The organism is Streptomyces sp. NPDC053542, from assembly GCF_044544685.1.
Lineage (GTDB): Bacteria > Actinomycetota > Actinomycetes > Streptomycetales > Streptomycetaceae > Streptomyces.
This window is the reverse complement of the sequence record NZ_JBITXL010000008.1, coordinates 74,155-88,837: the sequence shown is the minus strand read 5'-3', so window position 1 is coordinate 88,837 and position 14,683 is coordinate 74,155. Positions and strand designations below refer to the sequence as shown.

16 protein-coding genes are annotated in these 14,683 nt (G+C 71.2%); 11 read left to right on the top strand and 5 right to left on the bottom strand.

Annotation, left to right across the window (positions count from 1 at the left end; all coding sequences use genetic code 11):
• Nucleotides 1-49: 49 nt before the first annotated feature.
• Nucleotides 50-1,075, bottom strand: a complete 1,026-nt coding sequence (locus ACIGXO_RS23060; protein WP_031056198.1) for a LacI family DNA-binding transcriptional regulator — start codon at nt 1,073-1,075, stop codon at nt 50-52.
• Between the two features lie 24 nt (nt 1,076-1,099).
• Nucleotides 1,100-1,912 carry a winged-helix domain-containing protein gene (locus tag ACIGXO_RS23055; protein ID WP_399789896.1) on the bottom strand — a complete coding sequence of 271 codons (813 nt, stop codon included), beginning with the start codon at nt 1,910-1,912 and terminating at the stop codon, nt 1,100-1,102.
• A 374-nt stretch (nt 1,913-2,286) separates the two neighbouring features.
• On the opposite strand from ACIGXO_RS23055, the gene ACIGXO_RS23050 reads away from it, so the two are divergent.
• Nucleotides 2,287-3,129: an alpha/beta hydrolase gene (locus ACIGXO_RS23050; RefSeq protein WP_399789894.1), complete on the top strand. Its 843-nt coding sequence runs from the start codon at nt 2,287-2,289 to the stop codon at nt 3,127-3,129.
• Between the two features lie 213 nt (nt 3,130-3,342).
• Here ACIGXO_RS23050 and ACIGXO_RS23045 read toward each other — a convergent pair whose 3' ends face one another.
• On the bottom strand, nt 3,343-5,244 hold the full coding sequence (locus ACIGXO_RS23045; RefSeq protein WP_399790602.1) for an ABC transporter ATP-binding protein: 1,902 nt from the start codon (nt 5,242-5,244) through the stop codon (nt 3,343-3,345).
• 56 nt (nt 5,245-5,300) lie between these two features.
• Nucleotides 5,301-7,034: an ABC transporter ATP-binding protein gene (locus ACIGXO_RS23040; protein WP_399789891.1), complete on the bottom strand. Its 1,734-nt coding sequence runs from the start codon at nt 7,032-7,034 to the stop codon at nt 5,301-5,303.
• Nucleotides 7,035-7,150: 116 nt separating this feature from the next.
• On the opposite strand from ACIGXO_RS23040, the gene ACIGXO_RS23035 reads away from it, so the two are divergent.
• From ACIGXO_RS23035 to ACIGXO_RS22990, 10 genes are all read left to right on the top strand, one after another.
• Nucleotides 7,151-7,396, top strand: a complete 246-nt coding sequence (locus ACIGXO_RS23035) for a MoaD/ThiS family protein (RefSeq protein WP_037959140.1) — start codon at nt 7,151-7,153, stop codon at nt 7,394-7,396.
• A gap of 8 nt (nt 7,397-7,404) precedes the next feature.
• Nucleotides 7,405-8,565, top strand: coding sequence for a hypothetical protein (locus ACIGXO_RS23030; RefSeq protein ID WP_399789888.1), 1,161 nt, complete (start codon nt 7,405-7,407; stop codon nt 8,563-8,565).
• Nucleotides 8,566-8,728: 163 nt separating this feature from the next.
• On the top strand, nt 8,729-9,433 hold the full coding sequence (locus tag ACIGXO_RS23025; protein WP_399789886.1) for a DUF2993 domain-containing protein: 705 nt from the start codon (nt 8,729-8,731) through the stop codon (nt 9,431-9,433).
• Between the two features lie 211 nt (nt 9,434-9,644).
• Nucleotides 9,645-9,752 (top strand): putative leader peptide, encoded by a 108-nt coding sequence (locus ACIGXO_RS23020; RefSeq protein WP_399789883.1) that lies wholly within the window; start codon nt 9,645-9,647, stop codon nt 9,750-9,752.
• 145 nt (nt 9,753-9,897) lie between these two features.
• Nucleotides 9,898-10,743: a sulfurtransferase gene (locus ACIGXO_RS23015; protein ID WP_399789880.1), complete on the top strand. Its 846-nt coding sequence runs from the start codon at nt 9,898-9,900 to the stop codon at nt 10,741-10,743.
• Between the two features lie 36 nt (nt 10,744-10,779).
• Nucleotides 10,780-11,067 (top strand): DUF1416 domain-containing protein, encoded by a 288-nt coding sequence (locus ACIGXO_RS23010; protein WP_030610252.1) that lies wholly within the window; start codon nt 10,780-10,782, stop codon nt 11,065-11,067.
• A gap of 153 nt (nt 11,068-11,220) precedes the next feature.
• Nucleotides 11,221-11,478: a DUF3099 domain-containing protein gene (locus ACIGXO_RS23005; protein WP_031056170.1), complete on the top strand. Its 258-nt coding sequence runs from the start codon at nt 11,221-11,223 to the stop codon at nt 11,476-11,478.
• A gap of 283 nt (nt 11,479-11,761) precedes the next feature.
• Nucleotides 11,762-12,367, top strand: coding sequence for an FABP family protein (locus tag ACIGXO_RS23000; RefSeq protein WP_399789875.1), 606 nt, complete (start codon nt 11,762-11,764; stop codon nt 12,365-12,367).
• A gap of 90 nt (nt 12,368-12,457) precedes the next feature.
• On the top strand, nt 12,458-12,940 hold the full coding sequence (locus ACIGXO_RS22995) for a Fur family transcriptional regulator (RefSeq protein ID WP_399789872.1): 483 nt from the start codon (nt 12,458-12,460) through the stop codon (nt 12,938-12,940).
• 92 nt (nt 12,941-13,032) lie between these two features.
• Nucleotides 13,033-14,016, top strand: coding sequence for a YgfZ/GcvT domain-containing protein (locus tag ACIGXO_RS22990; protein ID WP_399789870.1), 984 nt, complete (start codon nt 13,033-13,035; stop codon nt 14,014-14,016).
• 23 nt (nt 14,017-14,039) lie between these two features.
• On the opposite strand, the gene dtd is transcribed toward ACIGXO_RS22990, so the two are convergent.
• Complete coding sequence (dtd, locus tag ACIGXO_RS22985) at nt 14,040-14,465, bottom strand: D-aminoacyl-tRNA deacylase (RefSeq protein ID WP_399789867.1); 426 nt, start codon at nt 14,463-14,465, stop codon at nt 14,040-14,042.
• Between the last annotated feature and the right edge of the window lie 218 nt (nt 14,466-14,683).

Genomic DNA, 14,683 nt, shown 5'->3' with positions numbered 1-14,683 from the left:
GGTCCGGCAGAAGTCGGTATGCCCGGTATAAAGACGCGCGCCCGGGCGGTCAGCCGCCGCAGCCGCAGGACCGGCGGATCACCAGCCGGGACGGGTACTGCCGCAGCCGCTCCCGGCGCGAACCCGCCACCCGCAGCCCGTCGTCCAGCACAAGATCCACCGCTGTACGGGCCATCGCCTCGCGGTCCGAGCCGATCGTGGTGAGCGGCGGGTCGGTCAGCGCCGCTTCCTTCACGTCGTCGAAGCCCGCCACCGCCAGCTCGCCGGGCACGTCGATGCGCAGCTCACGGGCCGCGCGCAGCACCGCGATGGCCTGGTCGTCGGTGGCGCACATGATCGCCGGCGGCCGGTCCGGGCTCTCCAGGAGCTTCAGTGCGAGCGGGTACGCCTCGTAGCGGTTGTACGGAGCCTGGAAGTACCGGCCCTCGGTCGAGCGGCCGGCCTCCTGCATGGCCCGCTGCCAGCCCTTGACGTGGTCGGTGACCGGGTCGCCGGACTTCGGGGTCTCCTCCAGGCCGCCGAAGAACGCGACGTACGGGTGGCCGTGCTCCAGGAGGTGGCGGGTGGCGAGCTGGGCGCCGCCGACGTCGTCCGCCATGACGGCGACGTCGTCGATGGCATCCGGGCGGCGGTGCAGCAGCACCACGCGGGCGTCCCAGGTGTCGATCTCGGCGGCGGCGTGCTCGCTGGGGCCCTGGCTGATCAGGATGAGCCCGGCGACCCGCATGCCGAGGAAGGCACGGAGGTAGTGCACCTCGCGCTCGTCCTCGTAGTTGGCGTTGCCGACCAGCACCATCTTTCCGCGCTCGGAGGCGGCGCGCTCCACGGCGTGCGCCATCTCCGCGAAGAACGGCTGGCGGGTGTCGGGGACGATCAGCCCTATGAGGTCGGTCCGGCGCGAGGCCATGGCCTGCGCGACCCGGTCCGGCCGGTACCCCAGCTCCTTGATCGCGGCGAGCACCCGCTCGCGCGTGGCCGGGGCGACCGGCCTCGGTCCGTTGTTGATGACGTAACTCACCACGGCGGTGGACGTCCCCGCCAGCCTCGCCACATCATCCCGCGTCACCTTGGCCACGCGCGGCAGTCTACGCGGGTCGTCCTACCGCTCGGCAGGGCGTGCGCCGCTGGCCGCCGCGCCCCGGTCCGCGGTGTGCTCGCGGGCCTCGGCGGCGGCCCGCTGCGCCTTGCGCTCGGCCTCCTTGGCGGCCTTCTCCTTGGCCTCCTCGGCGGCCCGCTCGACCTTGTCCGGTACGACGAAGCGGTAGCCGACGTTGCGCACCGTGCCGATCAGCGACTCGTGCTCGGGGCCGAGCTTGGCCCGCAGCCGCCGTACGTGGACGTCGACCGTCCGCGTACCGCCGAAGTAGTCGTAGCCCCAGACCTCCTGGAGCAGCTGGGCGCGGGTGAAGACCCGGCCCGGGTGCTGCGCGAGGTACTTCAGGAGCTCGAACTCCTTGAAGGTCAGGTCCAGGACCCGGCCCTTGAGCTTGGCGCTGTAGGTCGCCTCGTCCACCGACAGGTCGCCGTTGCGGATCTCCATCGGGCTGTCGTCCGTGGAGATCTGCTGGCGGCCCATGGCGAGCCGCAGCCGCGCCTCGACCTCGGCCGGGCCCGCGGTGTCGAGCAGGACGTCGTCGATGCCCCAGTCGGCGGTGACGGCGGCGAGGCCGCCCTCGGTCACGACCAGGACGAGCGGACAGCCGGGGCCGGTGGAGCGCAGCAGCTGGCAGAGCGACCGGACCTGGGGGAGGTCGCGGCGGCCGTCGATGAGGATGATGTCGGCACCGGGGGTGTCCACCAGGGCCGGGCCTTCGGCCGGCGCGACGCGCACGCTGTGCAGCAGGAGGCCGAGCGCGGGCAGCACTTCCGTCGAGGGCTGGAGGGCGTTCGTCAGGAGCAGCAGCGAACTCATGCTTGCACCTCGCTTCGCGAGGCCGAGCATGCGCTCGGGACGCACCTGACGATGGCTCGCTCGCTCCGCTCGTTCGCGTGCCCCTCACCGCCCCGGGTCGTCCGTCGTTCCCTGACCGTTCGGTGTTCCTGCACGCTTCGCTCGCCCATCGGTTCCTCCTCGGTCCCTGCCTGCGAGGACTTTTGCGGCACTGCTTCGTATGGTCGCGGGCCCCGCGCCCTTGCGAGGCTCGCGTGCCTCCGGAACGTGAGCACCGCAGTACGCTCCGCGCCCTGGAGCACACCCGCGCTCATCCGCGCACTGCGCGTCTGAAAGCACAAAAGGACCCGGGGGCTACGCTGCCCGGATCCTTCTTGCCCGACAGAATAGCCCACATGACTTCCCGAGCGGCGGCCGACTTTGCGCGATCTTGTGTTCCTTCGATCACTTCGAGTGGTCGTCGCGTGTCATTGTTGACCGAGGACGGCGTCCGCATCGAAGCCGATTATTCCGCTGCGGCGGGCGCTCCGCACGCCGTGCCGGACGGCCTCGTCGTGGTCCTCGCGCACGGCTTCACCGGCTCGCTGGACCGCCCCGCGCTGCGCCGCGCGGCCGCCGCCTTCGCGCAGTACACGCCCGTGATCACGTTCTCCTTCCGGGGGCACGGCCGGTCCGGCGGGCGCTCCACGGTGGGCGACCGGGAGGTGCTGGACCTGGCGGCCGCGGTGCGCTGGGCACGCACCCTGGGCCACACCCGGGTCGCCACGGTCGGCTTCTCCATGGGCGGCTCGGTGGTCGTCCGGCACGCCGCCGAGTACCGAGCCGCGCACGAGGGGCGCACAGGAGCGCACACCGACATGGTGGTGGCGGTGAGCGCCCCTGCTCGCTGGTATTACCGGGGTACCGCGGCGATGCGGCGGCTGCACTGGGTGGTGGAGCGGCCGCTGGGCCGCCTGGTGGGCCGCCTCGGGCTCCGCACCCGGATACACGGCATCGCCTGGGACCCGGTCCCCCTCTCCCCCACGGAAGCCGCCCCGCTGCTCGCCCCGACCCCGCTCCTGATCGTCCACGGCGACCGCGACGCGTACTTCCCGCTCGACCACCCACGCGCCCTCGCGGCCGCGGCCGACCCCGCCTCCACGGAGCTGTGGATCGAGCACGGCTACGGCCACGCGGAAAACGCGGCGGCACCGGAACTGCTGGAGCGGATCGCGGGGTGGATCAGGGAGCGGGCCTGACGCCGGCGCGGGCCCGGCACCGGCGCGCTCCGTGAGGCGTACCGCTTCCCCCCGGCCTCTCCCCCATGGGAGGCGTACCGTTTCCCCCCGCCTCTCCCCCATGGGGGGATTTGAGTCCCCTGCTCAACACATTACCGAGGGTCACTGACAACGCGCCGTCGGCGCCCGCTCCCCCCAGCCCGCCCCCCCTCAGCGCCTCGCCCCCGCCTCCCCTCAGTCCGTCTCCGCCAGGGCCTCCGCGAACTGGGCCGCGTACAGGCGGGCGTACGCGCCGTCCGCGGCCAGCAGGGCGTCGTGCGTGCCCTGTTCGACGATCGCGCCGGACTCCATGACCAGGATCAGGTCGGCGTCGCGGATCGTGGACAGGCGGTGGGCGATCACGAAGCTCGTCCGGCCGGAGCGGAGCTGGGCCATGGCCTGCTGGATGAGGACCTCGGTACGGGTGTCGACCGAGCTGGTGGCCTCGTCCAGGACGAGGATGGCCGGCTCGGCGAGGAACGCGCGGGCAATGGTGATCAGCTGCTTCTCGCCGACCGAGACGTTGGAGCCCTCCTCGTCGAGGACGGTGTCGTAGCCGTCGGGGAGGGTGCGTACGAAGCGGTCCACGTGCGTGGCCTTCGCCGCCTCGACGATCTTGTCCAGCGAGGTGCCCTCGGGCGCTCCGTACGCGATGTTCTCGGCGATGGTGCCGCCGAACAGCCAGGTGTCCTGGAGGACCATGCCGATGTTCGAGCGGAGTTCCTCGCGGGACATGGCGGAGATGTCGACGCCGTCGAGAGTGATCCGGCCGCCGCGTACCTCGTAGAAGCGCATCAGGAGGTTGACGAGCGTCGTCTTGCCGGCGCCGGTGGGGCCGACGATGGCGACCGTCTGGCCCGGCTCCGCCGCCAGGGACAGGCCCTCGATCAGCGGCTTGTCCTCCTCGTAACGGAAGGAGACGTTCTCGAAGGCGACCTTGCCCCGTACGTGGTCGGGGCGCTGCGGGTGCGCTCCGTCCGGCTCCTGCTCCTCGGCGTCCAGCAGCTCGAAGACCCGCTCGGCCGAGGCGACGCCGGACTGCACCAGGTTGGCCATCGAGGCGACCTGGGTGAGCGGCTGGCTGAACTGCCGGGAGTACTGGATGAACGCCTGGACGTCGCCGATGGACAGCGCGCCGGACGCGACGCGGAGGCCGCCGACCACGGCCACCAGGACGTAGTTCAGGTTGCCGATGAACATCATCGCGGGCTGGATGATGCCCGAGATGAACTGCGCCTTGAAGCCCGCCTCGTAGAGCGCGTCGTTCTGCTCGCGGAAGATCTCGGCGGACTCCTGCTGGCGGCCGAAGACCTTGACCAGGGAGTGGCCGGTGTACATCTCCTCGATGTGCGCGTTGAGCCTGCCGGTGGTCTTCCACTGCTGGACGAACTGCGGCTGCGCGCGCTTGCCGATCTTCGTGGCGACGACGACGGACACCGGGACGGTGACCAGGGCGACCAGGGCCAGCAGCGGGGAGATCCAGAACATCATCGCGAGGACGCCCACGATCGTGAGCAGGGAGGCGACGATCTGGCTGAACGTCTGCTGGAAGGTCTGCTGGATGTTGTCGATGTCGTTGGTCGCGCGGGAGAGGACCTCGCCGCGGGACTGCTTGTCGAAGTAACGGAGCGGCAGGCGGGCGAGCTTCTCCTCGACCTGCTCGCGCAGCCGGAAGACGGTCTGCTGTACGACCTTGGTGACGATGCGGGCCTGGACGAAGCCGAAGAGCGAGGCGGCCACGTAGATCAGCAGCACCCACAGCAGTACGGTGCCCACCGCGCCGAAGTCGATGCCCTGCCCGGGGACCACGGGCATCGTGCCGAGGATGTCGGCCAGCCCGTTCTCGCCCTTGTGGCGCAGCGCCTCGACGGCCTGCTCCTTGGTGAGTCCGGCGGGCAGCTGCCGCCCGACGATGCCGGCCATGATCAGGTCGGTGGCGTGGCCGAGCACCTTGGGCCCGGCGACGGTCAGGGCGACGCTGATCGTGCCGAGGGCCAGCGCGACCGTGATGACGGCGCGCTCGGGCCGCATCTGGCGCAGCAGCCGCTTGCCCGAGCCCTTGAAGTCCATGGACTTCTCGGTGGGCTGGCCGCCCATGAAGCGGGCCGGGCCCGCGGCCGGTGCCGGGCCTCTCTTCTGGGGTGCCGGGGTACTCACGCCGCCTCCTGCTCGGTGAGCTGGGAGAGAACGATCTCCCGGTATGTCTCGTTGTCCGCCATCAGTTCGGTGTGCGTACCGGTGCCGACGACCCGGCCCTCGTCCAGGACGACGATCCGGTCGGCGCCGCGGATGGTGGACACCCGCTGCGCGACGATCACCACGGTCGCCCGGCCGGTCTCGCGGGCCAGGGCGGCCCGCAGCGCGGCGTCGGTGGCGTAGTCCAGCGCGGAGAAGGAATCGTCGAAGAGGTAGATCTCGGGCCTGCGGACCAGTGCGCGGGCGATGGCCAGGCGCTGCCGCTGGCCGCCGGAGAAGTTGCTGCCGCCCTGCGCGACCGGGGCCGTAAGGCCCCCCTCCGTCCGTTCGACGAAGTCGCGGGCCTGCGCGGTCTCCAGCGCGTGCCACAGCTCCTCGTCGGTGGCGTCCGGCCTGCCGTAGCGCAGGTTGCTCGCGATGGTCCCGGAGAAGAGGTACGGCTTCTGCGGTACCAGGCCGATGGCGTCGGAGAGGGTGCGCGGATCGAGGTTCCGCACGTCCTCGCCGTCGACCAGCACCTGGCCGCCGGTCGCGTCGAAGAGCCGGGGCACCAGGCCGAGGAGGGTGGACTTGCCGCTGCCGGTGGAGCCGATGACGGCGGTGGTCTCGCCGGGGCGGGCGAGGAGGGAGACGTCCTTCAGTACCGGTTCCTCGGCGCCCGGGAAGCGGAATTCGACGTCCCGCAGCTCCAGTTCGCCGTGCCGGCGCAGCTCGGTGATGCCGGCCTCGGGTGGCGTGACGCTGGTGTCGGTGTGCAGTACCTCCTGGATGCGCTCGGCGCAGACCTCGGCGCGCGGCAGCATCATGACCATGAACGTCGCCATCATGATCGACATCAGGATGTACATAAGGTAGCTGAGGAAGGCGGTGAGCGCGCCGATCTCCATGCCGCCGCTGTCGATGCGGTGGCCGCCGAACCAGACGACGGCCACGCTGGAGACGTTCACGATCAGCATGACCAGCGGGAACATCATCGACATCAGCCGGCCCGCGCGCAGCGAGACGTCGTAGAGGTCGGTGTTGGCGTGCCCGAAGCGGGTCCGCTCGTGCTGGTCGCGGACGAAGGCACGGATGACCCGGATGCCGGTGATCTGCTCGCGCAGCACGCGGTTGACCGTGTCGATGCGCTCCTGCACGCCGCGGAAGAGCGGCCGCATCCGCCGGACGATCAGCGCCACGAGCACGCCGAGCACGGGCACGATGACCAGCAGCAGGCCGGAGAGCGGCACGTCCTGGTTGAGCGCCATGACGACGCCGCCGATCATCATGATGGGCGCCGCGACCATCATCGTGAACGTCATCAGGACCAGCATCTGGACCTGCTGGACGTCGTTGGTGGTGCGGGTGATGAGCGAGGGCGCGCCGAAGGAGCCCAGTTCGCGCGCGGAGAAGGACTGCACGCGGTCGAAGACGGCGGCGCGGATGTCGCGGCCGAGCGCCATGGCCGTGCGGGCGCCGAAGTAGACGGCGCCGATCGCGCAGACGATCTGCAGCAGCGTCACGGCGATCATGAGGCCGCCGGTACGGAAGATGTAGCCCGTGTCCCCCTTCACGACACCGTTGTCAATGATGTCGGCGTTGAGGGTGGGCAGATAGAGGGTGGCCAGCGTCTGGATCAGCTGGAGGAGCACGATCAGCGATATCGCGCGTCTGTGGGGGCCAAGGTGCGCCCTGGCGAGTCGTACCAGCACTCGGTCGAGCTTATGCGAACGCTTGCCCGCAGCAACCGACTTTTCTCCGTCTCCGCGTAGGCCATCATGGAGGCGGCAACAGAGGAGAAGGGGCCGTCGTGACAACAACAGGCACCGTGCGCTACTGGGCGGCGGCGAAGGCCGCGGCCGGTACCGCCGAGGAGCCGTACGCCGCGAGCACGCTCGCCGAGGCGCTGGACGCGGCGCGTGCGGCGCACGCGGCGAACCCGGAGTTCGCACGCGTCCTCATGCGCTGCTCGTTCCTCGTGGACGGCACCGCGGTCGGCGGCCGCGAGCACGCCGCGGTCCCGCTGTCCCAGGGTGGCACCGTCGAGGTCCTCCCGCCGTTCGCGGGAGGATGAGGGCCGAGATGAGCGATCAGCAGCACAACCCTTACGGGCAGCAGCAGTTCGGGACCCCCGGGCCGTACGACCAGTCGTACGGCCAGCAGTACGGGGCCCCTGACGGCCGCGGGTACGGCGACGACGCGTACGGCGGCCACCACCAGGACGCGCACGCCCAGCCCCACGACGCGTACGCCCAGCCCCAGGACCCGTACGCCGACTCGTACGGCAACCCCCAAACCCCCTACGCCCAGCCGCGCACCCAGACCTGGGAGGGCGACACCTGGCAGACCGACGCGGGCCTGCCCGCGCACGCGTCCGCCACCGCGGAGACCGCCCACCTGCCCGGCCGGCACGCCGCGCCGCCGGCCGCGGTGCTCGACGAGCCCGCGCCGCAGGCCGCCGCCGCGCCCGGCGACGACCTCTCCCACCTCGCACCGAACCAGCGCGCCCGCGCGCTGGGCCACTCCCCGATCATCCCGCCCGGCTTCCAGCCGGCCGCGCTCACGGCGGGGCTCGCCGTACTGCTCGCGCTGGCGGCGCCGCTGCCCCGGGTGTTCCCCGCCGTGGTGGTCGCGGTCCTGCAGGCGGTCACGGCGGCCGGCTGGTTCCGGCTGAACGGCATGTGGCCGGCCCGCCAGGGCATCGCGCTGGCGTTCCTCGGCGGCCTGGTCACCGATGTCGCGCTGCTGGCCACCGACCGGGACGACGCGCCCGTCGTCGGCATCGGCACGCTCGGCGTGTGGTGCCTGCTCGTCCTCGTCCTGCAGCTGCGCAACCGCAGCAGCGCGGACGAGCGGATGTACGCGCTGACCGCGGGCCTCACCTCCTCGGCGCTGGCCGTACTGGCCGCGGGCCACCTCGCGGCGGCGCCGCACGCCACGGTGATCGGCGCGGCCGCGGTGGCCGTCGCGGTGCTCGCCCGCGCGCTGCCGCTGCCGGGGCCCGTCTCCGTCGTACTGGCGCTGCTCGCCGCCGCCGGCGCGGGCATCGCGGCCGGACAGCTGGGCGACTACGGCACGGCCGGCGCCGTCCTCGGGCTCGCGGCCGGCGGCTGCGCGCTGATCGGCCTGCGGGTGGCCAGCTACGACTACCCCTCGCGGTTCGTGCACCTGACGGCCGGGGTGGCGCTGCCGCTGGCGCTCGCGGCGCCCGCCGTCTACGTCCTGGGCCGCGCCCTCGGCTGACGCTCGTCCGCCCGCTCGTCCTCCCGTTCGTCCTCCGCCGGAGGCAACCGCACGCGGCCGGTCACGCTCCTTGTATACGGAGGGTGACCGGCCGATTCATGCCGCCGCGTGAGTGGTCCGGTTAGGCTCGGCGCGACACAGAAGCGTGGGGGGAAGGGGTTCGATGCGTGCTCTGAGAAGGCTCGTGGTGCTACTGGTCATCGTCGGCGTGCTGTTCGTGGCCGCGGACCGGCTGGCGGTGAACTTCGCCGAGGACAAGGCGGCCGAGAAGATCCGCGGCAGCCTGGGCCTCCGCGAGACGCCACAGGTCTCGGTCAAGGGCTTCCCCTTCCTCACCCAGGTCGCGAGCGGCACGCTCACCGAGGTCGACGCCACGCTCGGCGGCATCGAGGCCACCGCGGAGGGCCGCCGGCTGCGCGTGACGGAGCTGAACGCCCAGTTCCACGACGTGAAGCTGAGCAGCGACTACACCTCCATCGAGGGCGCCGCCTCGGCGACCGGCGACGCGCGGATCAGCTACGCCGACCTGACCGAGGCCGCGGGCGACGGCGTCCGCGTGTCCTACGGCGGCTCCGGCGGCGCCGGCAAGAGCCAGGTCAAGATCTCGCCGGATGTCCCCGTGCTCAGCAACCTCGACGTGGTCGGCACGATCTCCACGGTGGGCGGCGACACGATACGGCTGCGCGCCGACGAGCTCCCGACGCTGTGCACCGCGATCCCCGGCTGCGAGGACAAGGTGCGGGCCCGCACGGACCACGACTGGAAGCTGGGGGAGCTGCCGGCCGGGCTGGAGCTGGACCGCGTGACGACCACCCGCGACGGCATAGTGGTCTCCGCGAAGGGCACCGACGTCCGGCTGCCGGGCTGATCCCCCGCCCCTCGTACCCTCCGTACGGAGCCGGGCGTCCAACTCCTGAGACGCCGCTGTCCGTACCGCGACCCGAAGAGGCCGCCGAACCCGCTGTCCGGCGGCCTCCCGGCCACTCCGCACCGACTCCGCTTCCACAATGCGGACGACTACGTCTCAGCATCCGACACACCGGTGACACGCCCCGCCGTCCCTCTTTACGATCGGAGCCATGCAGAGCCTGATGAGCCGTTCCCGTATACGGGGACAGGCGGATCTCACGAAGCGGCGGGCAGTCGACCTGTGCCGCGTCGCCGCCATGCTCTGTCGCTCTGTCTGACGGGTTTCTGCCACCCGTTCTCCCGGCCGCGAGGCCATTCCGCTTGTATCCCCGCGCAGCGCCGCGCGCCTTCTGAATTGCCGCCGCGCGCGTCCGGCGTACCCCCGCGCAATCCGAATCCGAAACTGCCCCGGAGGAGAAACTCATGAGCCGTACCGACGTCCTCGTCGACGCCGACTGGGTCGAGGCCCACATCGACGACCCCAAGGTGGTCATCGTCGAGGTGGACGAGGACACCTCGGCCTACGACAAGAACCACATCAAGAACGCGGTCCGCATCGACTGGCAGCAGGACCTGCAGGACCCGGTACGCCGTGACTTCGTCGACCAGGCCGGCTTCGAGAAGCTCCTGTCGGAGAAGGGCATCGCCAACGACGACACCGTCGTCCTCTACGGCGGCAACAACAACTGGTTCGCGTCGTACGCCTACTGGTACTTCAAGCTCTACGGCCACCAGGACGTGAAGCTCCTCGACGGCGGCCGCAAGAAGTGGGAGCTGGACTCCCGCGACCTGGTCGACGGCTCGCAGGTGCCGAACCGCCCGAAGACCGAGTACAAGGCCAAGCCGCAGGACACCTCCATCCGCGCCTTCCGCGACGACGTCGTCAACGCGATCGGCAACAAGAACCTGGTGGACGTCCGCTCCCCCGACGAGTTCAGCGGCAAGCTGCTCGCCCCGGCGCACCTCCCGCAGGAGCAGTCGCAGCGCCCCGGCCACGTGCCGAGCGCCCGCAACATCCCGTGGTCGAAGAACGCCAACGACGACGGCACCTTCAAGTCCGACGAGGAGCTCAAGGCCCTCTACCAGGACGAGCAGGTCGACCTGGCCAAGGACACCATCGCGTACTGCCGTATCGGTGAGCGTTCCGCGCTCACCTGGTTCGTGCTGCACGAGCTCCTGGGCCAGGAGAACGTCAAGAACTACGACGGCTCCTGGACCGAGTACGGCTCGCTGGTCGGCGTGCCGATCGAGCTCGGCGCCGCGAAGTAAGCCCCGACCCTTCCCTACACCCCTCAAGGAATCCCCATGTGTGGAGCACAGGCCGGCGGCCCCGACGCGTCGACCATCAAGCCCGGTGAGACCACGATCCAGGGCAGCGTGACCAAGGACGGCGAGCCCGTCACCGGTTACGTCCGCCTGCTGGACAGCACCGGCGAGTTCACCGCCGAGGTCCCCACCTCGGCGACCGGACAGTTCCGTTTCTACGCGGCCGAGGGCACCTGGACGCTGCGCGCGCTCGTCCCGGGTGGCACCGCCGACCGCACCGTGGTCGCCCAGAAGGGTGGCCTGGCGGAGGTCGCCATCGCCGTCTGAGGCACCGCTTCAGCGGTACTTCTACGGCCGGAGGGCCGCACCCCAGGGGTTTGGACGCCTTGGCTGGGGGTGCGGCCCTCCGTGCGTGCGCGGGCGGTCCGTGCGGTCTGCCCAACCGTTTCCCCGGCCGCCGCGCGGTCTTACCGTGGAGGTATGTCCGTCCAGCGCCGTCATCGCCGGTACTACGCCATGATGGCCGTCTGCATCGCGCTCTTCGTCCTGGCCTGGGGCGTGGTGCGGCTCTGGTCCGTCCCGGCGGCGGTGGCGATGTGCGTCGTCGCCATGGTCATCCCGCCCTTCGCCGCGATCGTCGCCAACCGCAGAGAGCCGGGCGAACGCTGGTGGGACGAGTCCGGCGACCCGGAATCGGACCGCTGGTGGCGCGAGCTGGACGACAAAGGCCGCCGGTAGCGGACGGTGCAGGCCGCCGGTAGCGGACGGTGCAGCCCGCTGGGGCGGACCTCACAGCGCCACCGCTTCGCACGGCGACTAGACTCACCTACGGTCCGTAAACCCTCACTCCGTCCGAGGAGCGCGCTCGTGCTTGAGGCATTCTTCACCACTCTGCTCGTCCTGGTCGGCATCGGCGTCATCGCCTTCGCCGGTCTGACCTGGAAGAAGCTGTACCAGGGCCAGCGCTGAGCACGCGCGGACCGAAGCCTTCCCCCTCTCTCTATAGATCGCCTGAGCTCTCATGATCGAGATCCCGTCCGACCTGAACCCGGCCCTCGTACCGCTGGCCTTCCTCCTGGGCCGCTGGGAGGGTGCCGGCGTCGCCGACTTCCCGGGCACCGAGAAGTGCAACTTCGGGCAGGAGGTCACCTTCTCCCACGACGGCCGTGACTTCCTGGAGTACACCTCGCACAGCTGGGTGCTGGACGGCGAGGGCAAGAAGGTCCGCCCACTGGAGACCGAGAGCGGCTACTGGCGCGTCGACAAGGACCGCAAGGTCGAGATCGTCATGATCCGCGACCAGGGCGTCGTCGAGGTCTGGTACGGCGAGCTGGCCGACCAGAAGCCGCAGATCGACCTGGCGACGGACGCCGTGGCCCGCACCGAGGCCGCGGGCCCGTACAGCGGCGGCAAGCGGCTGTACGGCTACGTCAACAGCGACCTGATGTGGGTCGGCGAGAAGGCCACGCCGGACGTCCCGCTGCGCCCGTACATGTCGGCCCACCTGAAGAAGGTCGCTGACGCGAGCCTGCAGGAGTGGGCGGAGAGCCTGCCCGACGACATGCCGGACGGCGTCTCCTTCTTCAACGCGGACGGCACCCCGTACAAGCCGCAGGGCGAGGCGTAACAGCCGCTCCGTACACCAGGCATAACAGGCTCTTCGTACACAGGCTCCGCTCCCGGCGGGCCCTGTGGCGGGCGCGCCTACACTGGGGGCGTGGTGACCACCGACTGGCAGAGCGACCTCCGCAAGCGCGGATACCGTCTGACCCCCCAGCGGCAGCTCGTGCTGGAGGCGGTGGACCGGCTGGAGCACGCCACGCCCGACGAGATCCTCACCGAGGTGCGCAAGACGGCGGGCGGCGTCAACATCTCCACGGTCTACCGCACCCTGGAGCTGCTGGAGGAACTGGAGCTGGTCAGCCATGCCCACCTCGGGCACGGCGCCCCCACCTACCACCTCGCCGACCGGCACCACCACATCCACCTGGTGTGCCGGGACTGCACGGACGTGATCGAGGCCGACCTGTCGGTGGCGGCGCCGTTCACGGAGACGCTGCGCGAGCAGTTCGGCTTCGAGACCGACCTCAAGCACTTCGCGATCTTCGGCCGGTGCGCGACGTGCACGGCGAAGGCGGCGGACGCCGAGGAGAAGGCCGCCGGAACGGACGCGGGGTCCGGCGGTACGGACGCGGGCTGAGGGCCTGTACGGACGCGGGCCGAGAGCCTGCGGCCGACGTCCGGAGCGAGCGGGCCGGACGTCCGGTACTACCGGGTCGTACGCTGGTAACCATGCTGCGTCCCGCTGAAGCCAGCCCCCTGCTGTCGCTGCCCGGTGCCGTCCCCGCCGAGGCCCCCGATGAAGGCGTCGCCGCCCACTACGGCGACCTCTTCCGCGAGCAACGCGCCCTCGCCGACGGCGCCGGCTTCGTGGACCTCTCGCACCGCGGCGTGCTCTCCGTCTCCGGCCCCGAACGGCTGGCCTGGCTGCACCTGCTGCTCACCCAGCACGTCAGCGAGCTCGCGCCCGGCCACGCCACCGAGGCGCTGATCCTCTCCGCCAACGGCCACATCGAGCACGCGGTCTACCTCGTCGACGACGGCGAGACGACCTGGATGCACACCGAGCCGGGCAACCAGGAAGCGCTGCTCGAGTACCTCGAGAGCATGAAGTTCTTCTACCGGGTCGAGGCCGCCGACCGCACGGACGAGATCGCCGTCGTCCACCTGCCGGCCGGCTCCATCACCGAGACGCCCGGGGACGCCGCCGCCGTCCGCGAGACGCCGCACGGCCGCGACCTCTTCCTGCCGCGCGCCTCCCTGGAGAAGTTCGCCGCCGCGCACGGCCCCGCGATCGGCGTACTGGCCCTGGAGGCGCTGCGCGTCGAGGCGCACCGCCCGCGGCTCGGCCTGGAGACCGACCACCGCACCATCCCGCACGAGCTGGGCTGGATCGGCACGGCCGTCCACCTCCAGAAGGGCTGCTACCGCGGCCAGGAAACGGTCGCCCGCGTCCACAACCTGGGCAAGCCCCCGCGCCGCCTGGTCTTCCTCCACCTGGACGGCAGCGAGGTCAAGCTGCCGGGCCACGGCGCGCCCGTCCGGCTCGCCGCCGACGGCCCCGACGGCCGCCAGGTCGGTTTCCTCACGACCTCGGCCCGCCACCACGAGCTGGGCCCGATCGCGCTGGCCCTGGTCAAGCGCAATGTCCCCGCGGACGCGGAACTGATGGCGGACGGGACGGCGGCGGCACAGGAGGTCGTGGTCGAGCCGTAAGCCGCGCCGGCCCGCGGGCCACGTCAGACCTCCACGAGCACCGTGAACGGGCCGTCGTTCGTCAAGGACACCTTCATGTCCGCCCCGAACCGGCCCGTTTCCACCTGCGCACCGAGTGCCCGCAGCTGCGCGACGACCTCATCGACGAGCGGCTCGGCGACCGGCCCAGGCGCGGCGGCGTTCCACGTGGGCCGACGCCCCTTACGGGCGTCCCCGTACAGCGTGAACTGGCTGATCACCAACAGCCCCGCACCCGTGTCCGAGCACGACTTCTCGCCGTCGAGGATGCGCACCGACCACAACTTGCGGGCCAGCTGAGCCGCCTTCTCCGGGGTGTCGTCGTGCGTCACGCCCACCAGGACGCACAGCCCCTCCCCCACGATCTCGCCGACCGTCTCGCCCGCCACGTCGACGCGTGCGCCGTTCACCCTCTGCACCACTGCTCGCATACCGCCATGATGCCGGGCGCCACCCCACACCACCCCATGGGGTGCGGAGCCCGTACCACCCGGACAGCCCAACCGCAGCACACGCCGTACCCCCACACGGACCGTTCGCGGGCCGATGACCCTGCGCGCACACCGCTCGCAGTGGCACGATGCGTGCACAAGGTGCGCGGGGCCACTCGGTCCGGGACCGCACCGCACGAGGGGACGGACATACGCAT

Coding starts and splice junctions, on each gene's coding strand:
- ACIGXO_RS23055 (WP_399789896.1), bottom strand. CDS start 1,912: ATGAGTTCGCTGCTGCTCCTGACGAACGCCCTCCAGCCCTCGACGGAA.
- ACIGXO_RS23050 (WP_399789894.1), top strand. CDS start 2,287: ATGACTTCCCGAGCGGCGGCCGACTTTGCGCGATCTTGTGTTCCTTCG.
- ACIGXO_RS23045 (WP_399790602.1), bottom strand. CDS start 5,244: ATGGGCGGCCAGCCCACCGAGAAGTCCATGGACTTCAAGGGCTCGGGC.
- ACIGXO_RS23030 (WP_399789888.1), top strand. CDS start 7,405: ATGAGCGATCAGCAGCACAACCCTTACGGGCAGCAGCAGTTCGGGACC.
- ACIGXO_RS23025 (WP_399789886.1), top strand. CDS start 8,729: ATGCGTGCTCTGAGAAGGCTCGTGGTGCTACTGGTCATCGTCGGCGTG.
- ACIGXO_RS23020 (WP_399789883.1), top strand. CDS start 9,645: ATGCAGAGCCTGATGAGCCGTTCCCGTATACGGGGACAGGCGGATCTC.
- ACIGXO_RS23015 (WP_399789880.1), top strand. CDS start 9,898: ATGAGCCGTACCGACGTCCTCGTCGACGCCGACTGGGTCGAGGCCCAC.
- ACIGXO_RS23010 (WP_030610252.1), top strand. CDS start 10,780: ATGTGTGGAGCACAGGCCGGCGGCCCCGACGCGTCGACCATCAAGCCC.
- ACIGXO_RS23005 (WP_031056170.1), top strand. CDS start 11,221: ATGTCCGTCCAGCGCCGTCATCGCCGGTACTACGCCATGATGGCCGTC.
- ACIGXO_RS23000 (WP_399789875.1), top strand. CDS start 11,762: ATGATCGAGATCCCGTCCGACCTGAACCCGGCCCTCGTACCGCTGGCC.
- ACIGXO_RS22990 (WP_399789870.1), top strand. CDS start 13,033: ATGCTGCGTCCCGCTGAAGCCAGCCCCCTGCTGTCGCTGCCCGGTGCC.
- dtd (WP_399789867.1), bottom strand. CDS start 14,465: ATGCGAGCAGTGGTGCAGAGGGTGAACGGCGCACGCGTCGACGTGGCG.